At 70.5% G+C, this 25,333-nt stretch carries 20 protein-coding genes; 11 read left to right on the top strand and 9 right to left on the bottom strand.

Annotation, left to right across the window (positions count from 1 at the left end; all coding sequences use genetic code 11):
• The first annotated feature begins 233 nt into the window (after positions 1 to 233).
• From ACIQPQ_RS01215 to ACIQPQ_RS01185, 7 genes are all read left to right on the top strand, one after another.
• A complete protein-coding gene (locus ACIQPQ_RS01215; RefSeq protein ID WP_401299558.1) occupies positions 234 to 1,577 on the top strand; it encodes a hypothetical protein in 1,344 nt (447 codons plus the stop codon).
• Positions 1,578 to 1,639: 62 nt separating this feature from the next.
• Positions 1,640 to 2,668, top strand: a complete 1,029-nt coding sequence (locus ACIQPQ_RS01210) for a glutamate ABC transporter substrate-binding protein (protein ID WP_401299555.1) — start codon at positions 1,640 to 1,642, stop codon at positions 2,666 to 2,668.
• Between the two features lie 74 nt (positions 2,669 to 2,742).
• Complete coding sequence (locus ACIQPQ_RS01205) at positions 2,743 to 4,080, top strand: hypothetical protein (protein WP_401298137.1); 1,338 nt, start codon at positions 2,743 to 2,745, stop codon at positions 4,078 to 4,080.
• Positions 4,077 to 6,986 carry a tetratricopeptide repeat protein gene (locus ACIQPQ_RS01200; protein WP_401298134.1) on the top strand — a complete coding sequence of 970 codons (2,910 nt, stop codon included), beginning with the start codon at positions 4,077 to 4,079 and terminating at the stop codon, positions 6,984 to 6,986. The genes ACIQPQ_RS01205 and ACIQPQ_RS01200 overlap by 4 nt, the downstream gene beginning before the upstream one ends.
• 4 nt (positions 6,987 to 6,990) lie before the next feature.
• On the top strand, positions 6,991 to 8,271 hold the full coding sequence (locus tag ACIQPQ_RS01195) for a protein phosphatase 2C domain-containing protein (protein WP_401298131.1): 1,281 nt from the start codon (positions 6,991 to 6,993) through the stop codon (positions 8,269 to 8,271).
• Between the two features lie 167 nt (positions 8,272 to 8,438).
• Entirely contained in the window at positions 8,439 to 9,785 is a 1,347-nt protein-coding gene (locus ACIQPQ_RS01190) for a VWA domain-containing protein (RefSeq protein ID WP_401298128.1), read from the top strand.
• A gap of 114 nt (positions 9,786 to 9,899) precedes the next feature.
• Complete coding sequence (locus tag ACIQPQ_RS01185; protein WP_401298125.1) at positions 9,900 to 11,297, top strand: FHA domain-containing protein; 1,398 nt, start codon at positions 9,900 to 9,902, stop codon at positions 11,295 to 11,297.
• Between the two features lie 28 nt (positions 11,298 to 11,325).
• Here ACIQPQ_RS01185 and ACIQPQ_RS01180 read toward each other — a convergent pair whose 3' ends face one another.
• On the bottom strand, positions 11,326 to 12,363 hold the full coding sequence (locus ACIQPQ_RS01180) for a methyltransferase domain-containing protein (protein ID WP_401298123.1): 1,038 nt from the start codon (positions 12,361 to 12,363) through the stop codon (positions 11,326 to 11,328).
• Positions 12,364 to 12,497: 134 nt separating this feature from the next.
• Here ACIQPQ_RS01180 and ACIQPQ_RS01175 point away from each other — a divergent pair, with 134 nt between their 5' ends.
• A complete protein-coding gene (locus ACIQPQ_RS01175; protein ID WP_401298121.1) occupies positions 12,498 to 12,902 on the top strand; it encodes a globin in 405 nt (134 codons plus the stop codon).
• 30 nt (positions 12,903 to 12,932) lie between these two features.
• On the opposite strand, the gene ACIQPQ_RS01170 is transcribed toward ACIQPQ_RS01175, so the two are convergent.
• From ACIQPQ_RS01170 to ACIQPQ_RS01155, 4 genes are all read right to left on the bottom strand, one after another.
• Positions 12,933 to 13,628, bottom strand: a complete 696-nt coding sequence (locus ACIQPQ_RS01170) for a hypothetical protein (protein ID WP_401298118.1) — start codon at positions 13,626 to 13,628, stop codon at positions 12,933 to 12,935.
• Complete coding sequence (locus ACIQPQ_RS01165; RefSeq protein ID WP_401298115.1) at positions 13,625 to 14,050, bottom strand: acyl-CoA thioesterase; 426 nt, start codon at positions 14,048 to 14,050, stop codon at positions 13,625 to 13,627. Before ACIQPQ_RS01165 ends, ACIQPQ_RS01170 begins: the two co-directional genes overlap by 4 nt.
• Positions 14,051 to 14,056: 6 nt before the next feature.
• A complete protein-coding gene (gene ettA / locus ACIQPQ_RS01160) occupies positions 14,057 to 15,721 on the bottom strand; it encodes an energy-dependent translational throttle protein EttA (RefSeq protein WP_383767758.1) in 1,665 nt (554 codons plus the stop codon).
• Between the two features lie 1,093 nt (positions 15,722 to 16,814).
• Positions 16,815 to 20,015 carry an NACHT domain-containing protein gene (locus tag ACIQPQ_RS01155; RefSeq protein WP_401298111.1) on the bottom strand — a complete coding sequence of 1,067 codons (3,201 nt, stop codon included), beginning with the start codon at positions 20,013 to 20,015 and terminating at the stop codon, positions 16,815 to 16,817.
• A gap of 590 nt (positions 20,016 to 20,605) precedes the next feature.
• Between ACIQPQ_RS01155 and ACIQPQ_RS01150 the strand changes: the two genes are divergently transcribed.
• The gene (locus ACIQPQ_RS01150) at positions 20,606 to 21,511 is read left to right on the top strand and encodes a helix-turn-helix domain-containing protein (RefSeq protein ID WP_401298108.1); all 906 of its coding nucleotides are present in this window, start codon (positions 20,606 to 20,608) and stop codon (positions 21,509 to 21,511) included.
• 183 nt (positions 21,512 to 21,694) lie between these two features.
• Here the strand turns inward: ACIQPQ_RS01150 and ACIQPQ_RS01145 are convergent, their stop codons facing one another.
• The 4 genes from ACIQPQ_RS01145 to ACIQPQ_RS01130 all read right to left on the bottom strand — a co-directional run bounded on the left by ACIQPQ_RS01145 (position 21,695) and on the right by ACIQPQ_RS01130 (position 24,359).
• Positions 21,695 to 21,829 carry a hypothetical protein gene (locus ACIQPQ_RS01145; RefSeq protein ID WP_401298105.1) on the bottom strand — a complete coding sequence of 45 codons (135 nt, stop codon included), beginning with the start codon at positions 21,827 to 21,829 and terminating at the stop codon, positions 21,695 to 21,697.
• A 134-nt stretch (positions 21,830 to 21,963) separates the two neighbouring features.
• Entirely contained in the window at positions 21,964 to 22,173 is a 210-nt protein-coding gene (locus ACIQPQ_RS01140) for a hypothetical protein (protein ID WP_401298103.1), read from the bottom strand.
• Between the two features lie 224 nt (positions 22,174 to 22,397).
• Positions 22,398 to 23,294 (bottom strand): alpha/beta fold hydrolase, encoded by an 897-nt coding sequence (locus ACIQPQ_RS01135; RefSeq protein WP_401298100.1) that lies wholly within the window; start codon positions 23,292 to 23,294, stop codon positions 22,398 to 22,400.
• An 84-nt stretch (positions 23,295 to 23,378) separates the two neighbouring features.
• Complete coding sequence (locus ACIQPQ_RS01130) at positions 23,379 to 24,359, bottom strand: RNA polymerase sigma factor (RefSeq protein ID WP_401298098.1); 981 nt, start codon at positions 24,357 to 24,359, stop codon at positions 23,379 to 23,381.
• 232 nt (positions 24,360 to 24,591) lie between these two features.
• Here ACIQPQ_RS01130 and ACIQPQ_RS01125 point away from each other — a divergent pair, with 232 nt between their 5' ends.
• Both ACIQPQ_RS01125 and ACIQPQ_RS01120 read left to right on the top strand, forming a co-directional pair.
• Complete coding sequence (locus tag ACIQPQ_RS01125; protein WP_383767771.1) at positions 24,592 to 25,023, top strand: VOC family protein; 432 nt, start codon at positions 24,592 to 24,594, stop codon at positions 25,021 to 25,023.
• Positions 25,024 to 25,079: 56 nt separating this feature from the next.
• Positions 25,080 to 25,319 carry a hypothetical protein gene (locus tag ACIQPQ_RS01120; RefSeq protein WP_401298094.1) on the top strand — a complete coding sequence of 80 codons (240 nt, stop codon included), beginning with the start codon at positions 25,080 to 25,082 and terminating at the stop codon, positions 25,317 to 25,319.
• Positions 25,320 to 25,333: the final 14 nt, after the last annotated feature.

Below are 25,333 nucleotides of genomic sequence, written 5' to 3'. Positions count from 1 at the left end.
AGCGGGCGCGGGGGACCGGGCCGGGCCCCGGGGCGGTGCCTCTCCCCCGCCCCGGGGCCCGTTTCACCGCTCCCACCAGGGAACCGAACGGTCCGCGAACGCGTTCTCACCTGAGGGGGACACCGTGATCCGACCAAGATCCGGCACAGGCCGGTGCGCGGAACGCCCCCAACGGCGATACTGACGCCGACGGATGACCATGGGGGAGGTCGGAGCACGTGGCACACCCGCCGATGACCAGGACGGCACCGCCGCCCGACAGCCGCCGCACGGCGTTCGCCGAGGGCGTGGACCAGCTGCGCTCGGCGGCGACCACCGAGCCGGGCCGGCTGCGCGTCATCGGCGCCCTGCTGGCGGTCCTCGTCCTCGCGTTCGGCGCCGTCACCGCCTGGCAGATGACCGACCGCGCGGCCGCCGCCGACGACGTCCTCAACAAGAGCCAGCCGCTCAGCTCCGCCGCCGCCGACATCTACCGCTCCCTCGCCGACGCCAACACGGCCGCCTCCAGCGGCTTCCTGGCGGGCGGCCAGGAGACCCCCGAGTCCCGCGAGCGGTACGAGAAGGACATCGACTCGGCCGCCGCCAAGCTCGTCACCGCGGCGAACAACTCCGACCCCGGCTCCCCGTCCTCGGCGGCCATCACCCGGCTCAACACCCTGCTCCCGGAGTACAAGGGCCTGGTCGAGCGGGCCCGCACCTACAACCGGCAGGGCTTCCCCGTCGGCGGCGCCTATCTGCGGTACGCCAACCAGAAGATGCAGAAGGAGATGCTCCCGGCCGCCGAGGACCTCTACAAGAAGGAGAACCAGCGCCTGCGGGCGGACTACGCGGCCGCCGAGCCGTACCCCTGGGCGGCCATCGCCCTCGGCGTCCTGGCGCTGGCCGCCCTCGGCTGGGCCCAGCACCGCACCTACCGCCGCACCAACCGGGTCCTCAACCACGGTCTGGTCGCCGCGACGACGGCCTCCGCGATCGTGCTGCTCTGGCTGGTCGCCGGACACAGCGTGGCCCGCTCCGGACTGCACGACTCCTACGACCACGGCGTCCGCTCCCTCGACGTCCTGCACGACGCGCGCATCGCCTCCCTCAAGGCGCGGGGCAACGAGAACCTCACCCTGGTCGCCCGCGGCGCCGAGACCGTCAAGGTCGGCGACGACACCCTCGACGCCTACGACCACGACTTCACCACCGAGATGGCCACCCTCGACAAGGGCCTCGCGGCGGCGGCCGACCTGGCCGACGACAGCGCGGGCGAGAAGCCCGTCACCACCGCCGAGAGCAACATGGCGGAGTGGCGCAAACGGCACACCGCGGCCCGCGCCCAGGACGACAGCGGCAACTACGCGCAGGCGCTGGACCTGGTGATCGGCGGCAAGGGCGCGACCGGCGAGTGCTTCGACGGCGTCGACGCCAGCCTGGCGACCGCCCTCGACCACGAACAGGACGAGTTCAGGCAGGCGGCCCGCGGCGGCCTCGACGCGATGGGCGGTCTGCCGCTCGGCGCGGCCGTCCTCACCGTCCTCGGCGCGGCGGGCGCGGTCCTCGGCATAGGCCGCAGGCTGTCGGAGTACCGGTGAACGCGGCGAACGGCGAGCACGGGCAGAGCGGGAACACCGGCAGCGGGAAGGGGGACGTGACGATGCACGCGCGACGGGTGCGGGCCGGCCTGAGGGGCTGGGGCGGGGTCGGCGCGATGGCGGTCGTCTGTGCCCTCGCGCTGGCCTTCGTGCTGCTGCTGCCGTGGGCCCAGTCCGGCGGCGACGGCAGTACCGGCACCGGCGGTCCGGGCGTCGCCTCGGCGAACCCCGCCGTGGACGCCGACTGCGAGGCCCCGGAGAAGCAGACCCTCGCGCCGTCGGCCGCCTCCGGGCCCACCATCGACGCGATCACCTCCCGCACCGGCGAGAAGCGCAAACTCGTCGTCGGCGTCGACCAGAACAGCTACCGCTGGGGCTACCGCGACCCCAACAACACCGGTGCCGCGCTGGAGGGCTTCGACATCGACCTGGTCCGCCGGATCGCCCAGGACCTCCTCGGCGACCCGAACGCCGTCCAGTTCAAGGCGATCCCGACCAACCAGCGCGTCCCCGCGATCCAGGAGGGCCGCGTCGACATGGTGGTCCGCACCATGACGATCAGCTGCGACCGGATCAAGGACGTCGCCTTCTCCGCCCCGTACTTCAGGACCGGACAGCAGGTCCTCGCCCCCAAGTCCTCGACGATCACCGGCTACGACGGCTCCCTGGCCCGCAAGAAGATCTGCACCGCCACCGGTTCGACCGCCAACAGCCGCCTCGCCGCCGACCGGCAGAGCGGCAAGCTGCCCGCCAGCGCCGACATCTCCACCACCGTCCCCAACCAACTGGACTGCCTGGTCCGGCTCCAGCTCGGCGAGGTCGACGCGGTCGTCACCGACGGCGCCCTCGCCGCCAGCCAGGCCGCCCAGGACCCCACGGTGGAACTCAAGGGCGCCCCCTTCACCGCCGAGTACTACGGGGTGGCCATGAAGCAGGACGCCGACGACCTCGTCCGCCGCGTCAACCGCATCCTGGTCGCGTACCGGGCGGACGGCTGGCAGGCGTCGTACGACAAGTGGCTGTCGGCGACACTGGGGGACGACGCGGCGACCGCCCGCCCGCCCGCGCCGCAGTACCTGCGCACCGGGTGACCCGGCGGACGACGACGGACGGCGGGACGGCAGAGCGGGCGACAGACCGACACGGCAGCAGCGAGAGGTGATCGATGGGCGTCACGGGACCCCCCGGGCCGGTGATGGACCGGGACGAGGTCGACCGTGCGCTGGCGCGGCTCGGCGCGGAGCACGAGGCGATCGAGACCTCGCTGCTCGCCCTCCAGGACCACGCGGGCCGCAGACTCCTCGAAGGCGCCGCGCTGACCGGCGTCACCCAGGAACGCTGGAGCGCCGCCGAGGCGTCGATCACCCTGCTCTGGACGTACTTCGACGCCTACAGCGACGCGCTGCGCTCCGCGCGCGACATCCGCTCCCGGCGCCGCTGGTCCAGCCGGGAGGACCTGACGGAGCTGACCGACCTGCTGCGCGGCGAGTCCGTCACCGTCGCCGGGGCGGCGGGCAGCCCCGCCACCGCCCTCGCCCCCACCCTGCACGGCACCGGCCGGCTCAGCGAGAGCTACTCGCTCACCACGCTCGTCGAGCGGATGAACGCGCTGTACGCCTCCTCGCTGGACATGGTCGTCGCCGCCGACGCCGTCTGGTCGGCGCTGCCCGCCCGGATCGATTTACTGGCCGCGGAGTTGCAGCGCACCCGCGCCCTCGCGCACTCCGTGGGCGTCCGGCCCGGCGAACACCCGTCGGGCGACGACCTGGAGACCATCACCCGCTCGCTGACCGCCCTGCGCGAGCGGGTGATCTCCGACCCGCTCGCCTTCTGGGTGCCCGCGCAGGGCAGCGCGGCCCCCGGCGGCGGCCACCCCGACACGACGGTCTACGACCGTGAGGCGCGCGCCCTGGAGGAGGTCCGCCGCGAGATCGACGCGGTGCTGACGGTCCGCCAGGACGCCGAACAGCGGCTGGTGCGGCTGCGGGACGTGCTCAGCCGCGCCGACCGCACCCTCGCCGAGGCGCGCACCGCGCGCGGTGAGGTGCTGGCGAAGATCGCCGCCACCGAGGTGCCCGTGGTGGGCGGACCGCCGATCGCGCTCCAGGAGCAGCTCGCGACGGCGGCCGAGTACCGCAGGCACGCCCAGTGGCACCGGCTGTCGCCGCTGCTGGAGTCGCTGGAGGAGAAGGCCGAGGACGAACTGCTGCGCGCCCGCGAGTCGTTGACCGCGGTCACCGCGCCGCTCGCGGTCCGCGCGGAACTGCGCGGCCGACTCGACGCGTACAAGGCGAAGGTCGCCCGGCACGGGCTCGCCGAGGACCCGTTCCTCATCGAGCGCTACGACGCCGCCCGGCGGATGCTGTGGAGCGCGCCCTGCGACCTGCGCGTCGCCGAACAGGCCGTCCTGCGCTACCAGCGGGCGGCCGCCGAACTGCTCGCGGCGCCCCGCGTGCCCGAGCAGGGCGGACCTCAGGACCACAGGGGGGAGCAGAGGCCATGAGCGAAGCAGCGCAGACGTGCCGCCGACCGGGCTGCGAGGGGTCGTACGAGGACGTGGGCGGCGGCGAGCTGTACTGCGACACCTGCGGACTCGCCCCCGCCGAAGCCACCGGGACGGGGACCGCCGGGACCGGAAGCACCGGGACCGGGGGCAGCGCCTCCGCGGCCCCGGCGTCCCCCGCCCCCGCCACCGCGCAGACCTGCCAACGCCCCGGCTGTGAGGGGTCGTACGAGGACGTGGGCGGCGGCGAGCTGTACTGCGACACCTGCGGGCTGGCTCCCGTCGTCCCGCCCGGCGCCGCCGGGGACGGCGGCGGGACCGGCGCCTCCAGGAGGGGCGCGAGCGGCGGGAGTTCGCCGGTCAGTTCGCGCAGCGCCCGTTCCACCCGGACGTCCTCGCAGTCCTCGCGCTCGCGCCGCTCGGTCTCCGGGCGGCTGTCGCGGTCGCTGTCGGGCCGGGCGAGCGGCCGTTCGGTGTCGGTGCGCGGCTCCGGCTCCACCACCGGCACCTCCGGGCGGGCCCGGCTCGGCGCCGGACTGGTCACCGTGCCGCAGGTGCCGCGCCCCGACCCGCGCGCGATGGTCCTCGACAACCCCGAGGTGCCCGAGCGCAAGCGGTTCTGCTCGCGCTCCGACTGCGGTGCCCCCGTGGGCCGTTCGCGCGGCGAGACCACGGGCCGCACCGAGGGCTTCTGCACCAAGTGCGGCCACCCGTACTCCTTCGTGCCGAAGCTGGGCGCCGGGGACGTCGTGCACGGCCAGTACGAGGTCGCGGGCTGCCTCGCGCACGGCGGCCTCGGCTGGGTGTACCTGGCCGTGGACCGCGCGGTCGCCGACCGCTGGGTCGTCCTCAAGGGCCTGCTGGACACCGGGGACCAGGACGCGATGGCCGCCGCGATCTCCGAGCGGCGCTTCCTCGCCGAGATCGAGCACGCCAACATCGTGCGGATCTACAACTTCGTCGAGCACCTCGACCAGCGGACCGGCTCGCTGGACGGGTACATCGTCATGGAGTACGTGGGCGGCAAGTCCCTCAAGGAGATCGCCAACGACCGCCGCGCCGCCGACGGCCGCCGCGACCCGCTGCCGGTGGAGCAGGCCTGCGCGTACGGCATCGAGGCGCTGGAGGCCCTCGGCCACCTGCACAGCCGCAACCTGCTCTACTGCGACTTCAAGGTCGACAACGCGATCCAGACCGAGGACCAGCTCAAGGTGATCGACATGGGCGCCGTGCGCCGCATGGACGACGACGAGTCGGCGATCTACGGCACGGTCGGCTACCAGGCGCCCGAGGTCGCCGAGGTCGGCCCGTCGGTCGCCAGCGACCTCTACACCGTCGGCCGCACCCTGGCCGTCCTCACCTTCGACTTCCAGGGCTACACCACGGTCTACGCCGACTCGCTGCCCGACCCCGACTCCATCGAGGTCTTCCGCCGCTACGAGTCGTTCTACCGGCTGCTGGTGCGCGCCACCGACCCCGACCCGGCCCGCCGGTTCGGCTCCGCGCAGGAGATGGCCGACCAGCTCACCGGCGTGCTGCGCGAGGTGGTCTCGCTCCAGTCGGGGCGGGCCCGGCCCGCGCTGTCGACCCTGTTCGGCCCCGAGGTGAAGGTCACCGACACCGAGCTGTTCCCGCGGCTGGACGGCGAGGTGTCCCGCCTGGGCCCGCGCCGGGCACCGCTGCGGCGCGGCGGTCGCCGGGCCGCTCCCCTCGCCACCCCGGTGCCCGCCGGTACCGCCCTGGGCGCCGTCCCCGCCACGGCCCTCGCCGCGGGCGCGGCCACCCCACCGGTCCACCCGGCCACGGGCAACGGCTCCGTCAACGGCACGGGCACCGGCACCGGCACCGGGTCGAGCAACGGCACCGCCGCCGCCACCGGCGTACAGCCGTCCGCCCCGGCCCCCGGCGGCGCCCTCCCCGCGGTCCCCGGCGTGGCCCCCGCCGGGGCCGGGTCCACGGCGTCCGGACTGGTGCGGCCCGTGCCCGCCCCGGCCGCCGCGCTCGCCCTGCCCGTGCCGCACGTCGACCCCGCCGACCCCAACGCCGGTTTCCTCGCCGGTCTGCTGGCCTCCGCGCCCGCCGAGCTGATCACCGCCCTCGCCGCCGCGCCCGCCGCCTCCGCCGAGACCCGGCTGCGGGAGATCCGGGCCCGCCTGGAGAACGCCGACGCGGGCGCCGCGACGGCCGTCCTCGCGGAACTGGAGGGCGAACGGCCCGAGGACTGGCGGGTGGTGTGGTACCGGGGCATCGCCTCGCTGGTCACCGGCGACCGGGAGGCCGCCGCCCTCGCCTTCGACGCGATCTACGACGCCTTCCCGGGCGAGCCCGCGCCGAAGCTGGCGCTCGGCCTGTGCGCCGAGGTGCTGGGCCAGCTCGACAACGCCGCCGAGTACTACCGCCTGGTGTGGGCGACCGACCCGAGCTATGTGAGTGCCGCGTTCGGCCTGGCCCGCGTCCGCCTCGCCGCGGGCGACCGCGCGGGGGCCGTCCAGGCGCTGGAGTCGGTGCCGGAGGCGTCGATCCACTACACCGCCGCCCGGGTCGCCGCCGTCCGCGCCCGGCTGCGGCGGCGGACGGCCGCCGCGGCCGACGTACCGTTCGAGCAGGACCTGGCCGCCGCGGCGGCCCAGATCGAGGCGCTGGAGGCGTACGGGCTGGACCCGACGCGGCGGGAGCAGTTGTCCGCCGAGGTCCTCGGCTGCGCCCTCGACTGGATACTCTCCGGAGGCCGGGGTTCCGATCCCGGCGCCCGGCGGGCGCTGCTCGGCAGCGACCTGGACGAGCGCGGACTGCGCTTCGGCCTGGAGCGTTCGTACCGCACGCTGGCCCGGCTGGCGACCGGCGGTGAGGAGAGGATCGACCTGGTGGAACGTGCCAATCGCTACCGCCCCCGGACGTGGGTGTAGGCGAATGTCGCAGATGCCCCGGCAGGCCGCGCTGCCGACCTGCCCGAGCTGTGCGGAGCCGCTGGACGCGGCCGACCGCTTCTGCGGCGCGTGCGGCGTCGACCTGTCCGCCGTGCCGCCCCGCCCGGTCGACACCCCGACCCTCACCATGAACGGGGCGGGACAGTCCCTCGCGGGCACCCGCTTCGACCGGCCCGCCGCCCCCTCCCCCGACCCCACACCCGCATCCGCCCCCTCATCCGTATCCGCGGCAGCGCCCGCCGCCGTCGCGCCGCCGGAGGCCGCCGTGCCCCCGCAGGCCACGGCACCGGCCGCGGCCCCCGACGAGTACGCCCTCCAGGCGCCCGACCCCCGGGTGGCCGCCGGAGCGGCGAAGGTCTGCGTGGCGTGCCGCGCGGGCCGGGTCGACGGCGACGGCTACTGCGAGAACTGCGGACACGCCCAACCACGCGAACGGGACCACATGGAGCAGGAGTCCGGCCCGATCGCCGCCGTCAGCGACCGCGGCCTGCGCCACCACCGCAACGAGGACGCCTTCGCCATCGGGCACACCGCGCTGCCCGACGGCGGACCCGCGCTCGTCGCGATCGTCTGCGACGGCGTGTCCTCCGCGACCCGCCCCGACGACGCCTCGGCCGCCGCCGCCCGCGCGGCCGGCCGGAGCGTCATGTCCGCCCTGCCCAAGGGCACCCACCCCCAGCAGGCCCTGCACGAGGGCATCCTGGCGGCCTCCCGCGCGGTGAACGCGCTGGCCGGTGAGCCCGCCACGGCCCGCGAGCACGCCCCGCACCAGAACGCGCCCGCCTGCACCCTGGTCGCCTCGGTGGTCACCGCCGGACTGCTGGTCGTCGGCTGGGTCGGCGACAGCCGCGTCTACTGGGTCCCCGACGACCGCGAGGCGCCACCGGCCCGGCTCACCGAGGACGACTCCTGGGCCGCGCAGATGGTCGCCGCGGGCCTCATGGGCGAAGCCGAGGCCTACGCCGACGAGCGGGCCCACGCGATCACCGGCTGGCTCGGCGCCGACGCCTACGAACTGGAACCGCACACCGCCGCGTTCAAACCGGACCGGCCCGGCGTGGTCCTCGTCTGCACCGACGGGCTGTGGAACTACGCCGAGGGCGCCGAGGAGATGGCGGCGGTGCTGCCCGCCGACGCCGCCGCCCGGCCCCTGCACGCGGCGCGTGTCCTGCTCGGACACGCCTTGGACGGCGGGGGCCACGACAACGTAACAGTGGCCGTCCTGCCGTTCCCCGCCCCCGCGCAGGGGGCAGGATCGGCCTGAGGCCGCGCACCCGCGCCCCGGCCCGCCCGCAGGCCGCGCGCCCCGCACGGGGCCGCGGCACGGGCCCGGAGCGGCGGGGGAAGCCACGGGAGGACCGGAGGGGACCGGTCCGCCCCACCGTCGTCGCCCCGTACGCCACGGGGCTCCCCAGGGGGATGTGAGCAGTCATGGCCAACTTCTCGAAGTCGAACGTGCCGCAGTTCTCGGTGGACGTCTACCAGAACGAGTACCTGCCGGAGGGCGGGCGCGAGGTCAACGCGATCGTCACGGTCACCGCCACCGGCGGCGGCACGGTCGGCAGCCCCGTGGCGGCCCCGCACCAGTACACGGCGGGCCAGGGCCCGTCGGCGGCGGTGGCGATCATGGTCGACTGCTCCGGTTCGATGGACTACCCGCCGACCAAGATGCGCAACGCCCGCGACGCCACGGCCGCCGCCGTCGACACCCTCCGCGACGGCACCCGCTTCGCCGTGATCGACGGCACCCACATCGCGCGCGAGGTCTATCCGGGCGGCGGACGGCTCGCGGTCGCCGACCCCGCCACCCGTGAGCAGGCCAAGCAGGCCCTGCGGCGGCTGAGCGCGGGCGGCGGCACCGCGATCGGCACCTGGCTGCGGCTCGCGGACCGGCTGCTGTCCTCCGAGGACGTCGCCATCCGGCACGGCATCCTCCTCACCGACGGCCGCAACGAACACGAGTCACCGCAGGACCTCCGGGCCGCCCTCGACGCCTGCGCGGGCCGCTTCACCTGCGACGCCCGCGGCGTCGGCACCGACTGGGAAGTGAAAGAAGTCACAGGGGTCGCCTCCGCCCTGCTCGGCACCGCCGACATCGTCGCCGACCCGGCCGGTCTCGCCGCCGACTTCACCGGGATGATGGAGGCGGCCATGGGCAAGGAGGTCGCGGACGTCTCCCTGCGGCTGTGGACGCCGGTCGGCACCACCGTCAAGTTCGTCAAGCAGGTCGCCCCGACGGTCGGCGAACTCACCGACCGCCGCACCGAGTCCGGCCCCCGCTCCGGCGACTACCCCACCGGTTCCTGGGGCGACGAGTCCCGTGACTACCACGTGTGCGTCGAGGTCCCGGTGGCCGCGCTGGGCCAGGAGATGCTGGCCGCGCGGGTCTCCCTGGTCGTCCCGGAGGCCGACGGCGGCGTGCGCAACCTCGGCGCCCAGGGCCTCGTACGGGCCGTGTGGACCGACGACATGAGCGCCTCGACGTCGATCAACCCGCAGGTCGCCCACTACACCGGGCAGGCCGAACTGGCGCAGGTCATCCAGCAGGGACTGGACCTCCGCAAAGCGGGCGATATGGATGGAGCAACGGCCAAACTGGGCCGGGCCGTTCAGCTCGCCAGCGTCTCGGGGAACGCCGATACTGCGAAACTGCTTGCGAAGGTGGTGGACGTGGTCGACGCCGCGACAGGTACTGTGCGATTGAAGGCCAGGGTGGCCGAGGCCGACGAGATGACCTTGGAGACCCGGTCCACCAAGACGGTCCGCGTGAAGAAGTAGCCAGGACCGGACAGAGCCCGGACCGGTCACAGCGCGGCCCGGGGACAGCACGGCCCGCGTCCGCGGGCCGCGGCAGGCCACAGAGGGAACAGAAGGAGAGGGGGACGCGCCGACATGCCGACCTGCCCGAACGGACACCAGTCGGGTTCCGACGACTGGTGCGAGGTCTGCGGTCACCGCATGGCCGGTTCCGTACCTCCGCCCCCGCCGCCCCCGCCCGGTGGCGGGTACGGCTTCCCGCCCCCGCAGGGCGGCGGCCGTCCCGACGGCCGGCACCTGTCCGCGGTGCCGGGCGGCGACCCCGAGCTGTGCCCGCAGTGCCGTACGCCCCGTGAGGGCGGTGCTCCGTTCTGCGAGGAGTGCCGGTGGAACTTCCTCACCAACACGGCCACCTCGTACACCCCGGCCGCCCCGCGCCCGCCGGTCACCCAGCCCGGCCCCGGCGCCTTCGGCGGACAAGGCGGCCCCGGCGGTCCCGGCGGTCCCGGTCAGGGCGGTGGCCGCTACCAGCCCCCGCCCCCCTCCTACGGCGGCGACTCCTTCGAGTACCAGGGCTCCCGGCCCTCCCAGGTGAACCGTCCCGCCGAGCCGATCCCGCCCTTCGGCGGGGAGCCGCAGCGTCCGGGCGGCCCCGGTCGGGGCCCCGGCCCCGGCGGCGATCCCTTCGGACGCGGCCCCGCCGGTCCGGGCGGCCCGTCCGGCGACCCCTTCGGTCCCCCCGGCGGCGGCCCGCAGGGCGGCAGACCGGGCCCGTACGGCCAGCCGGGCCAGCCCGGTCAGCAGGGGCAACCGGGGCAGCAGGGCGGCCCGCAGGGCTACGGCCCCGACCCGTCCCGCGCCCAGGGCTACCCGCAGCAGGGCCCCGGCGGCGCGCAGGGCTACCAGACGCAGGCGCCCCCCGGCTATCCGCAGGAGACCGGTCGCCCGCAGCCGCCCGGCTCCGGCTTCGGCGGCGGTGACGACGACTGGGTCCTCTCCCCGCCCGGCCACGGCGGCGGCCCCGGTCAGGGCCCCGGCCCCGGTCAGGGCGGCGGCTACGGCTATCCGCAGCCCGGCGCCCAGCAGGCGCCCCCGCCCACGCAGGGGTACGGGCAGCAGCAGCGCCCCGCGACCTGGACCGCGACCATAGGTCCGGACCGCGAGTACTTCATGGCGATGATGCAGCGCTCCGGCCCGGAGGCCACGGGGCTGAACCTGCCCGCGTACTCCCCGGAGCAGCAGCGCGCCCTCGGCGGCAACCAGATCACCATCGGCCGCCGCCGTCACTCCACCGGCGAGACCCCCGACATCGACCTGTCGGTGCCGCCGGAGGACCCGGGCGTCTCCCACCAGCACGCGGTGCTGGTGCAGCAGCCCGACGGCGGCTGGGCGGTCGTCGACCAGAACTCCACCAACGGCACCACGGTCAACGGCTCCGACGAGCCGATCCAGCCGTTCGTCCCGGTACCGCTCCAGGACGGCGACCGGGTGCACGTCGGCGCCTGGACGACCATCACGGTCCGCCGCGGCTGACCCCGCTCCCCGCGGCGGGTCCGACGGCTCACGGGAGGGGCCAGGCGTACGGCCCCTCCGGATCGTCCAGCCAGGCCCAGCCCGTCCCACGGCCGATCCCGTCGACGGCGGGGGTGACGGTGGCGTCCACCGTCACGCCGTACCGGTCCCGCGCCGGGCGCCCCTCGCGCTCCCACAGCGCGTAGGCCTCCCACGGGTCGAGCGTGCCGCGGGTCAGCGCCAGCAGGAAACGGAACAGATCGTTCTCCCGGACGGGCCGGGGCACCCCGTCGGGGGCGTCCGGGTCCGGCCCGTCCCCTCCCCCGTGCCGCCCCGCCCCGCGCAGCGGCACGAAGTAGGCGGGCGTGTGCAGGAAGCGACCCTCGGCGTGCCCGGCGTCCCGCACGGTCAGCGCGGCGAGGCCGGTGGCGAGGGGGGTCAGGACGCGGGCGCCGGGCCGGCACTGGGCGAGCCAGGCGCACGGCACCGAGGGCAGCCGACAGGTGGCGACGACCGCGTCGTAGGGCGCGCGGGCGGGCACCCCCAGGGCCCCGTCGCCGGTGACGACCGTCGGCCGGTACCCGGCGCGGGCGAGCTGCCGCCGGGCCGACGCGGTGATCTCCGGGTCCAGGTCGACGGTGGTGACCCGCTCCTCCCCCAGCCGGTACGCCAGCAGCGCCGCGTTGTACCCGGTCCCGGCGCCGACCTCCAGCACCCGGTCCCCCGGCGCCACCCGCAGCTCGGCCAGCATCAGCGCCATCAGCGAGGGCTGGCTGCTGGAGGAGAGCAGTTCCCCGTCCCGCAGCCGGGTGGCGAGCGGTACGTCCTCGTAGGCGCCGCGCAGCCACCGCTCGCGGGCCTCCGGGTCGGGTCCGGTGGCCCGCAGCCGCTCGTATCCCGCGCGGCCGACGACGTAGTAGTACGGCACGAAGAGATGGCGCGGCACCGCCGCGAACGCCGCCCGCCACCCCGGATCGGCCGCGAAGGCACCGCTCGCCTCGATCTCACGCACCAGCCCGGCCCGCGCCGAGACGGCGAGGTCCCCGAGGCCCCCGCTCACGAACCGTCCGGGAGCGCGTGTACCCATGCCTCCACTGTGCGACCGCCGGGGGCGGAAGGCGAACGGCGGCACGGGCCGGGCAGGGCCGGGCCCGGTGGCCGGAACCGGTCGGTGGTCCTAGGGCCGGAGTCCTGGGTCCACGCGTCTGAGAGCATGGAGGGGTGAAAGAGATCCGGCGCGGCACGCTTCAGGAGCAGACCTTCTACGAGCAGGTCGGCGGGGAGGACACCTTCCGCCGGCTGGTCCACCGTTTCTACGAACGTGTCGCCGAGGACCCGATCCTGCGGCCCATGTACCCGGAGGCGGACCTCGGCCCCGCCGAGGAGCGCATGCGGCTGTTCCTCATGCAGTACTGGGGCGGGCCGACGACGTACAGCGAGAACCGCGGCCACCCGCGCCTGCGGATGCGGCACGCGCCGTTCGCCGTGGACCGGGCCGCGCACGACGCCTGGCTCGCCTGCATGAGGGACGCGGTGGACGGGCTCGGCCTGTCCGAGGAGCACGAGCGGACGCTGTGGAACTACCTGACGTACGCCGCCGCCTCGATGATCAACACCGCGGACTGAGCCGGTGTTCGACCGGGCGCCGGGCGGGTCTCAGCGGACGCTGAGGCCGCCCAGCCCGGCGCCGAGGCCGGTCCGGCGGACGGCGACCGAGCCGTAGGGCGTGCGCAGCCGCAGCCAGGCGCCGGAGGAGAACAGCCCGGCGGGGGTCTGCGGCGGGGCCGGTGCCGTGCCCGGACGCAGGAAGCCGAGGGACTGGGCCGCGTGCACGACCCGCACCGGCAGCCCGGTGTCACCGACGGTGCGGGACCATATCTCCCGCCCGATCCGGTCGAGTTCGGCGCGCGTACGCCGCTCGGGCGCCAGTTGCTCCGTACGCCGCCGGAACTCGCCGACGGCCGCGCCGACCAGGGCGCGCAGGGCGTCCGGCGCCGGGAGGCCGCTCTCGGCCCGCCAGCCGCCGCGCGGCGGGAGGACGCCCGCCCAGGGCGGCCCGGTGACCGCGCCCGGCACGGCGGCGGTGGCCGCCGGCTCGTCGACGCCCTCCAGCAGTTCCCCGGCGGAGACGGTCACGTCGAGTCCGGACTCCAGGCCGTTCTCGTACGGTTTGGCGAGCCGGACCGCGCGGACGGCGAGCACCTCGAAGGACGGCGGCCGGCCGAAGACGGCCAGCGCGGTGCCGGACGCCTGGAGCCGGACCGCCGCTCCACGGTCGTAGTGGAGCAGCCGGGAGAGGAAGGCCGCGAGATCCGCCGCCTCCCCCTCGTCGGCGAGGTGCAGCACCGTCATGCGGCGACGGCCTCCTTGTCGCCGGCCTTCTCGCCGTCGTCCCGGTACTCCTCCAGGAACGCCCGCTCGTCGTCGGTGATCCGGCGCGGGCGCTGGTGGGCGAAGTCGAACGGCACGATCACCGTGGACGCGCGGACGTAGACCGTGTCACCGTCCTTCACCTCGTAGGTGATGGTGAAGGACGCGGCCCTTATCTGCGTGATCCACAGTTCGATGTCGACCGGGGTGTGCCGGTGGACGAGCTGCCGCTTGTAGTCGATCTCGTGGCGCGCCACCACGGACCCCTGCTGGAAGTCCTTCTCCGGGCGGAACAGGAAGTCGATCCGGGCCTCCTCCAGATAGCGGAGGAAGACCACGTTGTTGACGTGCCCGTAGGCGTCCATGTCCGCCCAGCGCAGCGGGCAGCGGTAGATGTGGCGCAAGACCGATCAGCCCCGGGTCAGCTTCTTGTAGGTGGCGCGGTGCGGCCGGGCGGCGTCCGGTCCGAGCCGCTCGATCTTGTTCTTCTCGTACGCCTCGAAGTTGCCCTCGAACCAGAACCACTTGGACTCGCCCTCGTACGCCAGGATGTGCGTGGCGACGCGGTCGAGGAACCAGCGGTCGTGGGAGACGACGACGGCGCAGCCGGGGAACTCCAGCAGCGCGTTCTCCAGGCTGGAGAGGGTCTCGACGTCGAGGTCGTTGGTCGGTTCGTCGAGGAGGAGCAGGTTGCCGCCCTGCTTGAGGGTGAGCGCGAGGTTGAGCCGGTTGCGCTCACCGCCGGAGAGGATGCCGGCCGGCTTCTGCTGGTCCGGGCCCTTGAAGCCGAAGGCGGACACGTAGGCCCGGCTCGGCATCTCGACCTGGCCGACGTTGATGTAGTCCAGTTCGTCGGAGACGACGGCCCACAGCGTCTTCTTGGGGTCGATGTTCTCGCGGCTCTGGTCGACGTAGGAGATCTTGACGGTGTCGCCGACCTTGATGGAGCCGGAGTCGGGCTCCTCCAGACCCTGGATCATCTTGAACAGGGTGGTCTTGCCCGCGCCGTTCGGGCCGATCACGCCGACGATGCCGTTGCGCGGGAGGGTGAAGCTGAGGTCGTCGATGAGGACCTTGTCACCGAAGGCCTTGCCGAGGTTGTTGACCTCGACGACGACGTTGCCCAGGCGGGGGCCCGGCGGGATCTGGATCTCCTCGAAGTCCAGCTTCCGCATCTTGTCGGCCTCGGCGGCCATCTCCTCGTAGCGGGCGAGGCGCGCCTTTGACTTGGCCTGGCGGCCCTTGGCGTTGGAGCGGACCCACTCCAGCTCTTCCTTGAGCCGCTTCTGCCGCTTGGCGTCCTTCTGGCCCTCGACCTTGAGCCGGGAGGCCTTGCTCTCCAGGTACGTGGAGTAGTTGCCCTCGTAGCCGATGGCCCGGCCGCGGTCCAGCTCCAGGATCCAGCCCGCGACGTTGTCCAGGAAGTACCGGTCGTGGGTGATGGCGACGACGGTGCCCGCGTACTGGGCGAGGTGCTGCTCCAGCCAGTTCACCGACTCGGCGTCGAGGTGGTTGGTGGGCTCGTCGAGGAGGAGCAGGTCGGGCGCCTCCAGCAGCAGCTTGCAGAGCGCGACGCGGCGCTTCTCGCCACCGGAGAGGTTGGTGACGGCCCAGTCGCCGGGCGGGCAGCCCAGGGCGTCCATGGCCTGCTCCAGCTGGGCGTCGAGGTCCCAGGCGTTGGCGTGGTCCAGCTCCTCCTGGAGCTTGCCCATCTCGTCGAGGAGGGCGTCGGAGTAGTCGGTCGCCATCAGCTCGGCGATCTCGTTGAACCGGTCGAGCTTGCCCTTGACCTCGGCGACGCCCTCCTGCACGTTCTCCAGGACGTTCTTGTCCTCGTTGAGCGGGGGCTCCTGGAGCAGGATGCCGACGCTGTAACCGGGCGAGAGGAACGCATCACCGTTCGACGGGTGCTCGATCCCGGCCATGATCTTCAGCACGGTCGACTTACCGGCGCCGTTCGGGCCGACCACACCGATCTTCGCGCCGGGCAGGAAGTTCAGCGAGACGTCGTCAAGGATGACCTTGTCGCCGTGTGCCTTGCGCGTCTTGCGCATGGTGTAGATGTACTCAGCCAAGAGAAACCGTCCGGCAGCTTGAAACGTGGCAGTGGGCAGATACACCCCATCTTGCCGGACGGCCACCCCTGGGGGGAAACCCGTGGGGGCGGGGGGCTGTGAGCTGGGGGTTCGGGGGTGGGGGGGTGGGGGGTGCTGTGGGTGTGGCTTGGGTGGCGGGGGGCGGGGGAGCCGGGGTTGATCGTCAGGGTTTCGACAGTCGTGGACGGTGACCGCCTTCGACCGACGACGCGTGGTACGCCTCGCCGCAGTCCCACATGGCTCGGCCCCTGGGATGCCACCGCCTACCAGAGCAAGCCGAGCGGCCCGGGCGGTGATGTAAGGCCTCGACTTGGGAAGCTTGGGTCTCTTGGCGGCGGTTACGGCGCTGACCTGCGGTGGAGTGGTGATTGGAGTCTTGGTCGGTCTGAGGACGAGTTCCCGTGGTTCCCCTCACGATCTGACACGCGAATGGCATGACCGCCCTTCACCCTCAGACGTTCCTTCGCGTAGCTGCGCTGGGAGTGCTGTCTGATCCTCAGCCGACGACAGTCAGCCACGACGGCGGGTGCGTCGACCGATCAGGCGCGCGTGTGCCTCGCCGCACCCCCACCGGGCTCAGCCACTCTGCTATGTCGTCGACCAGAGCAAGTTGCGTCGGCGGAAGCGCGGCAGTGAGACCCTGTGTGACGATCTCTTCGTCCCGAAGTAACTTGGGTGGGGGCGCTGCCTTGAACTCTTGCGCTTCCCACCTGCGCTAACGGTCCGCAAGCGTTGGCGTTTGTCCGCCGCTGTGCGTGGGCGTTGTTACGCAGTTGAACACTCACGTGGGGTCCGGCGCACTGGGCTGGCTCGGCATCTACTGCCTGAGTGCCGCCATGAGACCCCGCGGAAGCTCGATGTCGACCTTGAGCGAAGGGTAGGTATCGGACTCTCGGCTTAAGAAGTTGGCGGCATTTGAGGTGCTGAGCCTGGCTGGCTACAACCCCAGGATCGTAGAGTCCCGCCGAACGCGGACCAGACGGCATCCCTTGCCCACGGCCTACAGGCGGCTCTGGCAGCGCTGCCGCTGCGGTTAGAAAGGGTTGCATCGGCCGCGCCCCAGAAGCCTTCCCTAGGGTTCAGACGATTCAGCCTCGCCGTGGAAGCGTTCAAGCATGTCCCTCGCCCAGCTCTTGTCATACGAATCAGCAATGGTACGGAGTGCCTGATGTCGTTCCTCTTCCGCGACAGGGCCGTCCAGATATTCGGTAATTACGAGTGCAGCCCTGTGAATATCGGACAACAAAGTGTCGGCACCGGTTCCTGGTTTAGCCACGCCTTCCTCGAGTAAAGCGAAAACAGCATCTCTTTCCTCATTGAAGGATATATCGAAGCACGCCACGAACGCCTCATTGCTTTCCAGCAGAGGGAGGCTCCAGATTGCCCATGCCGAGAATCTGCGCATTTCCGATGATGGATGATTCAAGAGAATCCGAATGAGCTTCATCAAAGCCGCACACACGTCGTCCACATTGAAATGACTAAAAGTCGAAGCCCAGCACAGTGCCCACATAATAGGAAAGATCCGCTCCTCATCTTCCTCGTTAAGCAGCGCCGACATAAGTGGTGGGCTAATCTCTGCGGCAATTCGATTGCGGCTTGGGACGTCTGACAGGCGCAGTTCTGGCCATTCGTTCGCCATTTCGCTGTTAAGAAAATCTTCGTCCGATACCGCAACTTCGTCGCCTGAGACCTCTACCTCAATTTCCTCGGCGAAACCGATCTCTTCCCCCGTATCGAGCGCCCTTAGGCGCCGCGCTCGAAAACTCAGATGCATAGCAGTGGTACAGGCAACCACGTGAGTTCGCAAATCAGGGTTGCCTATACTGGAAACCACGGCTGCTAGAAGCGATTCACCGTGGAGGTCATGGTGATCGATATGGCTGATCGCGAGAGCATGAGAATAATCAGCTCGCTCCCGCGGGTTACCCATGATGTAGCCATTGAAAGCGATCTCTTCTATTTCGCGAGCAAATTTGGTCTTCCGAAGCGCTACAGCAGGATTTGCCATGTTATTACCATGGCGGAGCAGAATGTCAATGGCCTCACGCACCAATACGGGCGGGATGAGTACCTCGTCAGACAGACACTGCAACAGGTTGTCATAGGGGGGATGACTGTCGGCCTTTCTGTAAAGACCTCGCTCCGAGATTCCGAGCTCTTCCGTCTTGCGCATCAATAGCTCGACCAGAGCCTTGGCCTCACGAGGGCTTGAGAGCGACGCAGCGAGCGGTACCACCTGCTGCCACGACGCATCAGCGACTCGCGGCTCCAAAATCTCACTTGTAGACAGGTATTCGCCACGCTGCGGGAGGTATGAGTGAACAGTTGCCAGAGCAGCCAAGTACTCCTGAAACGTTAGGTGCTTGAATTCAAAGAGTGGACGTATTTGCCCTTCCTCGGCGATATGGCCACTTTGCACCAATAGACTACTTCTGTCCTCAACGCGCTCGATTAGCTCCCCGGGAGAAATGCGCGCATATCCAAGAACTTCAGGCATCTCGCGGCGGGCATCCTCAAGGATGCCTTTCAATCTTCTGGCGCTGACAGATTGCTCCTCATTGGACATCATGACGAAAGCAGCGTAGGCCAACTGAGGTATAACTTCCTCCTGATCTAGAGGTGCGCGTGCTTCGGTATTCCATGTCATGAGTAGAACTTCGATCGCTTTTCCGTAAAGGATGCTCCTGCGAGAAGGGAGCTCTCCCAACCAGCGCCTAACTAGCAGGAGTGTAGTCAAGAGCAATGGATTGACAGCTAGTTGTCGAACGCGTCCATTCGAAAGTACTGCTTCGGCGAGTTCGTGCCCTGCTGTTTCCGAGTCACCCACTACCTCTCGATGCCAGGCTGAGCAAAGCTTCCTAATTCCGCTAGATGAAAGGTCAGATATGCGGAAGAGCTGGCATACACTCGACATGGCACCGGATACGACTCTAAAGCCAGCTTCTCTGGAGGTTACGACTACTCGCACTTGCGGATATGTCCCAATGAAAGTGCGCAATTGGGCGGCGAAAGTTGCTCTATCGCTCGGGTCGTTGATTTCGTCCAGCCCATCAACAAGAAGAATTGCCTCACCTCCCTTAAGGAGTTGGGCAGCAAGTTGCTCAAATGTCTCTGACAAGTCTGGGCGCTCAGCGTTATTCATGAGGCTGCCGAGGGAGGTCAGGATAGGAGATCGTACGTGAGGACCCAGTTGTCGACAACGGAGAAGCAGAGGAAACCAGCTCTCATCGGGAAGAGCGTCGTTGACTTCCGAGCGCCGGCCGAATCCACCATAGGCAACAGCGAGGCGCTTCAAAAGCGTCGTTTTCCCTCCGCCTGGCGGCGAGAGTAGAGCTAGGTGCTTATCAGCACTTAGAGCTTCAGCAAAGGGGATGCGCTTAACCTGCTTCTCTTGTTCAGCCTCCTCCCCTCCGGAAACGTAAGCTCGTTCTACATAAGTGGGTACGTAGAGAGACTCCAACCGTATGCGCCTTGAGCCGAGGGTTTCATCCGCCGGAAGACCCTCTAGGGTAATTTCTCCACACTCCCGCGCGATATAAGCCAGATACTCATTACGGGCTTCCTGATGACCTTCTTCGGTTCCCCTATGCAACCCTCTTGGGTGTAGATACTTTCTATGTTGGAAAATTCCTTTGTGGGCCTCATCACTGTGAAGAACTTGCTCCACTAGGTCGAGACTCAGGCGGTGCCCGTCTGCATGAATGAGTGTAAAATGAGAATTCTCGCCATCGACGGAAAAAAACATGGCCCATATCCACCCGATTTCATGGGCGAGGATCATGGATCTTTTAGAGAGCCTTGCGTCCGCAGGGAGATCCGCGCACGAACCTGCGAGCAAAGCAGCTTGGCTCTGTGTGACGATTACCCGGCCTCGTATTAGCTCCTCTACCACCTGTTGGCCATCGAGAAGGGTCATACGACCCTGGGCCTCCCTCTCCTGTTCTAAGGCTGTTACTTTATATCCGCTAAGAGAGATAAAGTATGCGGAAATCGGTGCAGGAGACTTCCGTTTTTCGACTTCGACGGCTCCGGCGAATTTGTTGAGTTCGTCTCCGCCGATCTTTTCGGATTTCGCCTTACACTCGGCAACGAGGAGTCGATCTTCGGTTCTGTGCGTTGCTGTGACGTCCAACTCTCGGCCACTTTTGTGTAGGTTGAGCACACAGTCTTCATAGCCTAGGGTGTGGAAAACATCCTGTATGAGGCGGCCAAATAGATCTCCCCGCCTGTTGTTATCGGCCTCCAGGATTTCAACGGCGAAGTCACTCACGTTAAGGTCCGTCCCTTCGGCCTCGCTAAAGCATGGACTGGAAATCCTTGCAGGCGCGCGCGCCTCACAGGGGTCTTATTGCCGTACCGTTACCTCACGGGTCATGATCGACAGGGGGTGATGGTTGTTGTGTTCAACTTACGTGCCACTGCTTGAGCGCGCGAAGGTCGGTGGAGCGGCTTTGGGGTGGCGCTACTTTGGCGCGAGTGATCATGGCCCCGTAAGCTTCCGACGCGTCGGGCAGTCTGTGGACCTGCCCGGTAAAGCACGACGTTGGGGCCATGATCTCCGAGGCTCGCGCCAAAGTGGCTGCCTAAAGCCGTGGAGCCGACCGCCCCAGCCACGATGTACCCCTTCTCTGGCATCAGGCGGCTGCATGCTTTGAGCGCGGCACGGGCGCCGGCCGGGCTGAAGCGGGGCGGAGACGGGAGCGCAGGCCCGGGCGGGGGCCGGGCCGCGCGCGGGGAGCGGAGCGAGCCGCCTTGAACCAGTAGAGAAAGTTTGAATCATGATCCGTCCGGTCCCTGCTCCCGGTGCTGCCCGAATCCCACGATCCGGGGTTGAGCGCACTCGTGGTGTAGAACGCTGGCATGGGGAGTGAACGGCAGGAGCGGATGAGGGCGCTGGGTGTGCGTCTTCGTGGGCTTCGGGTTGAGGCGGGTCTGACGGGTGCGGTGCTGGCGGAGCGGGCCGGGGTCGGTCAGCCCACCGTGTCGAAGGTGGAGAACGGGCGCATGGTGCCCAGCCCGGACGTCCTGGGGCGCCTCTGTGACGGCCTCGGCCTCGACGCCCCGACCGTCCGTGAGGTGCGGGACCTCCTGATCGCCGTGGAAACCGCGGCCCCCGACGCCCCCGACACCCGCCACCCCGACGGTGCGCCCGCCGGGACCCTGCTCGATGACGCCGTACGCACCGCCCGCCTCGTCCGCTCGTTCCAGTGCGTCGTACTGCCCGCCATGCTCCAGAGCGCCGAGTACGCCCGCCACGTCTTCCAGAGCGCACCCGGCGCCACCCCGGAAGCCGTCGGCCGCGCTGTCGCCACCCGCGTCGAGCGGCAGAGCGTGCTCTACGAGCCGGGCCGTGAGTCCGTGTTCGTGGTCACCGAGGGCGTTCTGCGTACCTGGCCGGGTACACCCTCCCTGATGCTGGCCCAGCTCGATCGCCTGCTCGCCGTCGAAAGCCTCAGCACCGTCCGCATCGGCGTCATCCCCTGGACGCGCCCCGTGCCCGCCCTGCCCCGCCACGGCTTCACCCTCCTCGACCGCACCGCCGTCGCCGTCGAGACCCTCCGCGACGAACGAGTCCTGGACGACCCGGCCGAAGTCGCCGCCTACGAGGACACGTTCGGCCGCTTCGAGGAAGCCGCCGTCTTCGGGGCCGAGGCCCGTGAGCTGGTACTCGGTGTGATGAAGGACTTCCGGAATCTGGACGAGAGCGGCAGGCTCTGGCCTCCTGATGACAGACCCCCGCCACGACCGCGTAGCTCAGCGACGTGAGGGATGCTCTCCGGCTCAGTGAACTCGGCCAGACCGAAAAGAAGTTGAAGTCCACGCGGTCCAGGTGCAGGTGGCCCTGATCCGCCTGTCGCCTCGGTGTCCCTCGCCACCGGCATCACGGTCTGAGGCTGGAGTAGTGGTTGGGCTCGTGCAGGTCACGACAGCCCGCAGGGTCCGTGTCCGTCACTGGGCGCGCAAGTCACCAAGCCCTTTCCACCCGGGCAGCCTTGTGGCGAGCCCGTACTTCTTGGCGGTCTCTTCGAGTTCGGTGGTCCACGGCTTGCCGGTGAGAGCCTCGTTGAAGGCCAGCATCGCCATGTGCAGGATCCACAGGCAGTACAGGTGGCACGGGACGACTCCTCGTGGAGGGGGATCTGGCTGGCGTGGGGCGTGTCTCCGTCGTGATGGAGAACATCTGCGCGCCGGGGTGAGGCCGCCTCGTATCGATGAAGTCACGTTTTGGTGCGGTGGACGAGCTGACTTTTCTGGTCGGCGTAGGCGGTGGTCGTGACGCATCGGGGGTCGGCTGATCTGAGGCGGTCGCCGAGGGCGTGCTTGAAGAGCATCGGTGAGCCGGCCGCCGCGCGGATCGCGGCCAGACCGGCGCTGTCCGCGTTCAGGGTGGCGACCTCGCTTCCGAGTAGCCACCGTCGGGTGATCATGTGCGGGCGCGGAGGCCGGTCCAGAGGGCGGGGCCGTGGCGTCGTGCTCTCGACTTGGAAGGCCTCGGAACCTCCTTGGGCGAAGATGCCTCGCCGGGCAGAAGCGTCGAGTCCGGCGTTCAGCGTTCGGCGTCCGCGTGGTCGGGGCCCGGCCCGGCCCTCCCGCGGCAGTGCGGGAAGGTCGGGTCCGGCCCGCTGGCTACGGCGTGCCGGGGCTACCGGGGCTACCGGGGCAGTGTCTCCGTGAAGGTGCGCACCGCCTGCGCGAACTCCTTCGGCTGCTCGACGTGGCCCAGGTGGCCGCTGTCTTCCAGGACGGTGAGGTGGGAGGTGGGGATCAGGGTGTGGAGGGCGTGGGCCCAGCGGGGGCCGCAGATGACGTCGTGGCGGCCGACGATGATGAGGGTGGGGACGGTGAGGGAGGGGAGGGTGGTGCGGTCGTCGATGGTTTCGGGGTGGCCGTGTTCGTCGGCCGTCGAGATGTAGGTGCAGGTGAGGGTGGAGCGGAAGGCGCGGAACTCGTCCTCGCGGTCCCAGTAGTGCGCGAAGTAGATCGGCAGCAGGCCGCGGAGGGCCGCGGTGATCTCGTCGTCGTCGGTGAGGGTGCCGACGCTCTGGAGGGCGGCCAGGGCCGTGGGCAGGCCGGGGCGGTCCTCGTTGCGGTGGGCGAAGTCGCCGACGCGTTCGGCGGCCTCGGCCATGTGGGCGGGGCCCGTGAGCGGGGCGCTCTCGTACAGGACGAGGCCGCTGACCCGGTCGGGGTGGTGCAGTGCCGTGTACTGGGCGACGAAGCCGCCGTGCGAGTGGCCCAGGAGGAGTACGTGGGGCAGCGCGAGGTGGTCGAGGAGGCCGAGCAGGCTGCGGGTGTGGCGGGCGCGGGTGTAGCCGAGGGGGTGCGACGGGAGGCGCTGCGAGCCGCCGGTGCCGAGCGGCTCGACGTACACCATGGTCAGGAACTCCTCCAGGGCCGGTGCCCGCAGGGACTCCCAGATGACCCCCGGTCCGCCGGGGACGGCCAGGCAGACTGGGCCCGATCCGTGGACGTGGTAGCGCAGGGTCAGGCCGTCGACCGTGGCGTCGTGGGTGCCGGGGGACAGCGCGGCGGCGGTTGTGTCGTGCATGGGTTCTCCCTGTGGGTGGTGCTTCGGAACACCCACAGGACGCGGCCGGGTAGGAGAAGTTCGATCACGGTGTGGTGATCCACGTCACGTGGATAACGTTGTCGGCCCGTTCGTTCCGTCGAACTGTTCGCGTGCCGCGTGGAACAGGCGCAGCTGGTGCATCCGGCCGTCCTTCAGGGTCATCAGCCAGGCGACGGCGGGCGGGCAGTGGTCGGGCCGGTGCGACGGGTTGACCATGTCCATCTCCCAGATGGTCGTCTCCCGGCTGGTGACTGCGCTGACGAACCGCTGGCGTACGCCCGCTTCGAGGTCGCAGGCCATGCCGCGGACCAGGAAGTCCCGGCCCCCCACGCGCTGCCGTCCCGTGTAGTAGCCGACGTCGGGGGTCCAGCGTTCGGCCGTCAGCTCGGCGAAGCGGCCCTCCTCGGCCGCCGTCAGGGTCTCCTCGGCGTCGCGCGCGGTGTCCCTGACGGCGGCGCGGGCGTCGGCGTGTGCCGCGTCCGCGGTTCCGGCCATCGCCTCGGCCAGCTTCCGCCTGGCCTCCCCGAGCCTGCTGCGCACCGTGCCGACGGGTACCCCGCACAGGGCCGCCACCTGCTCGTAGGACGGGGTGCGCGGGCTGAAGTGGCGGAGCATCAGGGTCATGCGCAAGGCGGGAGACAGCTCGTCGATCGCCCGCCAGATCCAGTCGCTGAGGGCGTGCGCCTCGATCACCTGCTCGGGGTCGGTCCCGGCCCCGAGCCGAGACAGGTCGGGCAGCGGCGTCACGGGCGGGGCGGCGCGGAGCCGGGAGCGGCAGACGTTGCGCACGATCATGCGCAGCCACGCGCCCACGGAGTCCGGTTCCCGTACGGCGCCGACGCGGCGCAGCGCGATCAGCGACGCGTCCTGCACGGCGTCCTCCGCCTCGGGCCCGTACCCGAGCACGCTCAGCGCCACCGCGCGCATACCGGCCCGGTGCCGTTCGAGGAGCGTGCCCAGCGCGGCCATGTCGCCGTCCCGCGCGCAGCGCAGCAGCTCGGCGTCGGACGGGTGGTCGTACAGGTCGTGCAGCCCGTTTCTCACCCGTCCGAGGGTACGCAGGGTGGGGGCGGCGGTGGGTTCGGGCAGGGCAGGGCTCCGGCGGACGGGTCCGACAATCCGACCGCGGCTCTCCGGCTCCCTCCTCCTCCCCCCCCAGGCGCTCGGTGATGAGCTGAGCGGTCGGCGATGAGTTTCGGTGGGTGGGGCGGTCTTCATGGGCGTACGTCGTCGACATCGCGCGTACGTCGTCGGAACCACTGACCGGAGAAACGCCATGACCACTCCCTCGCATCCCTCTCACCCCGGCCGCACGCTGTTCGTGAACATGCCCGTCGCCGACCTCGACGCCAGCCAGGCGTTCTTCTCGAAGCTCGGGTTCGGCTTCGACCCGAACTTCACCGGCGACGGCGCCGCCTGCATGCCGGTCGGCGAGCAGGCCTACGTGATGCTGCTCAGCCGGGAGAAGTTCGCGCAGTTCTCGAAGCTGCCCGCGGGCGATCCGACCACGCACGCCCTCGCGCTGTACTGCTTCGGCGTGGCCTCCCGCGAGGAGGTCGACACGGTCTGCGCCACCGCGCTCGCGGCGGGCGGCAGGGAGGCGGACGGCCCCGAGGACCACGGCTTCATGTACTCCCGCAGCTTCTTCGACCTCGACGGGCACGGCTGGCAGGTCATGTGGATGGACCCGGCGGCACTCGGCGCCTGAGGCACGTACGGCGCAGGCGGGCGTGCCCTCCGCCGGTCGCGGTCGTTGCGCGGGGCATGCGAAAGATCATCATGACGGCCGCGCTGGCACTGACCGCCGTGGCCCTCGCCGCCCCCGCCCACGCGGACGACGACACGAACTTCGGTCCGGGCGTCGACGCCGCGAACAACTGGAACTTCTCGGCCGCCGCCGTCTGCTTCCAGGAACTGGCCGTGGTCCCCGTCGGCGCCGACTGGACCGGGAACCACGAGAACCACTGCGCCAACGGCAATGTGATCGACCACTCCGGCCGGTAGACCGGTCCCTCCAC

The organism is Streptomyces sp. NPDC091281 (genome assembly GCF_044757425.1).
Taxonomy (GTDB): domain Bacteria; phylum Actinomycetota; class Actinomycetes; order Streptomycetales; family Streptomycetaceae; genus Streptomyces.
Note: the sequence above shows the minus strand (reverse complement) of the source record. Positions and strands in the feature narration are given on the sequence as shown.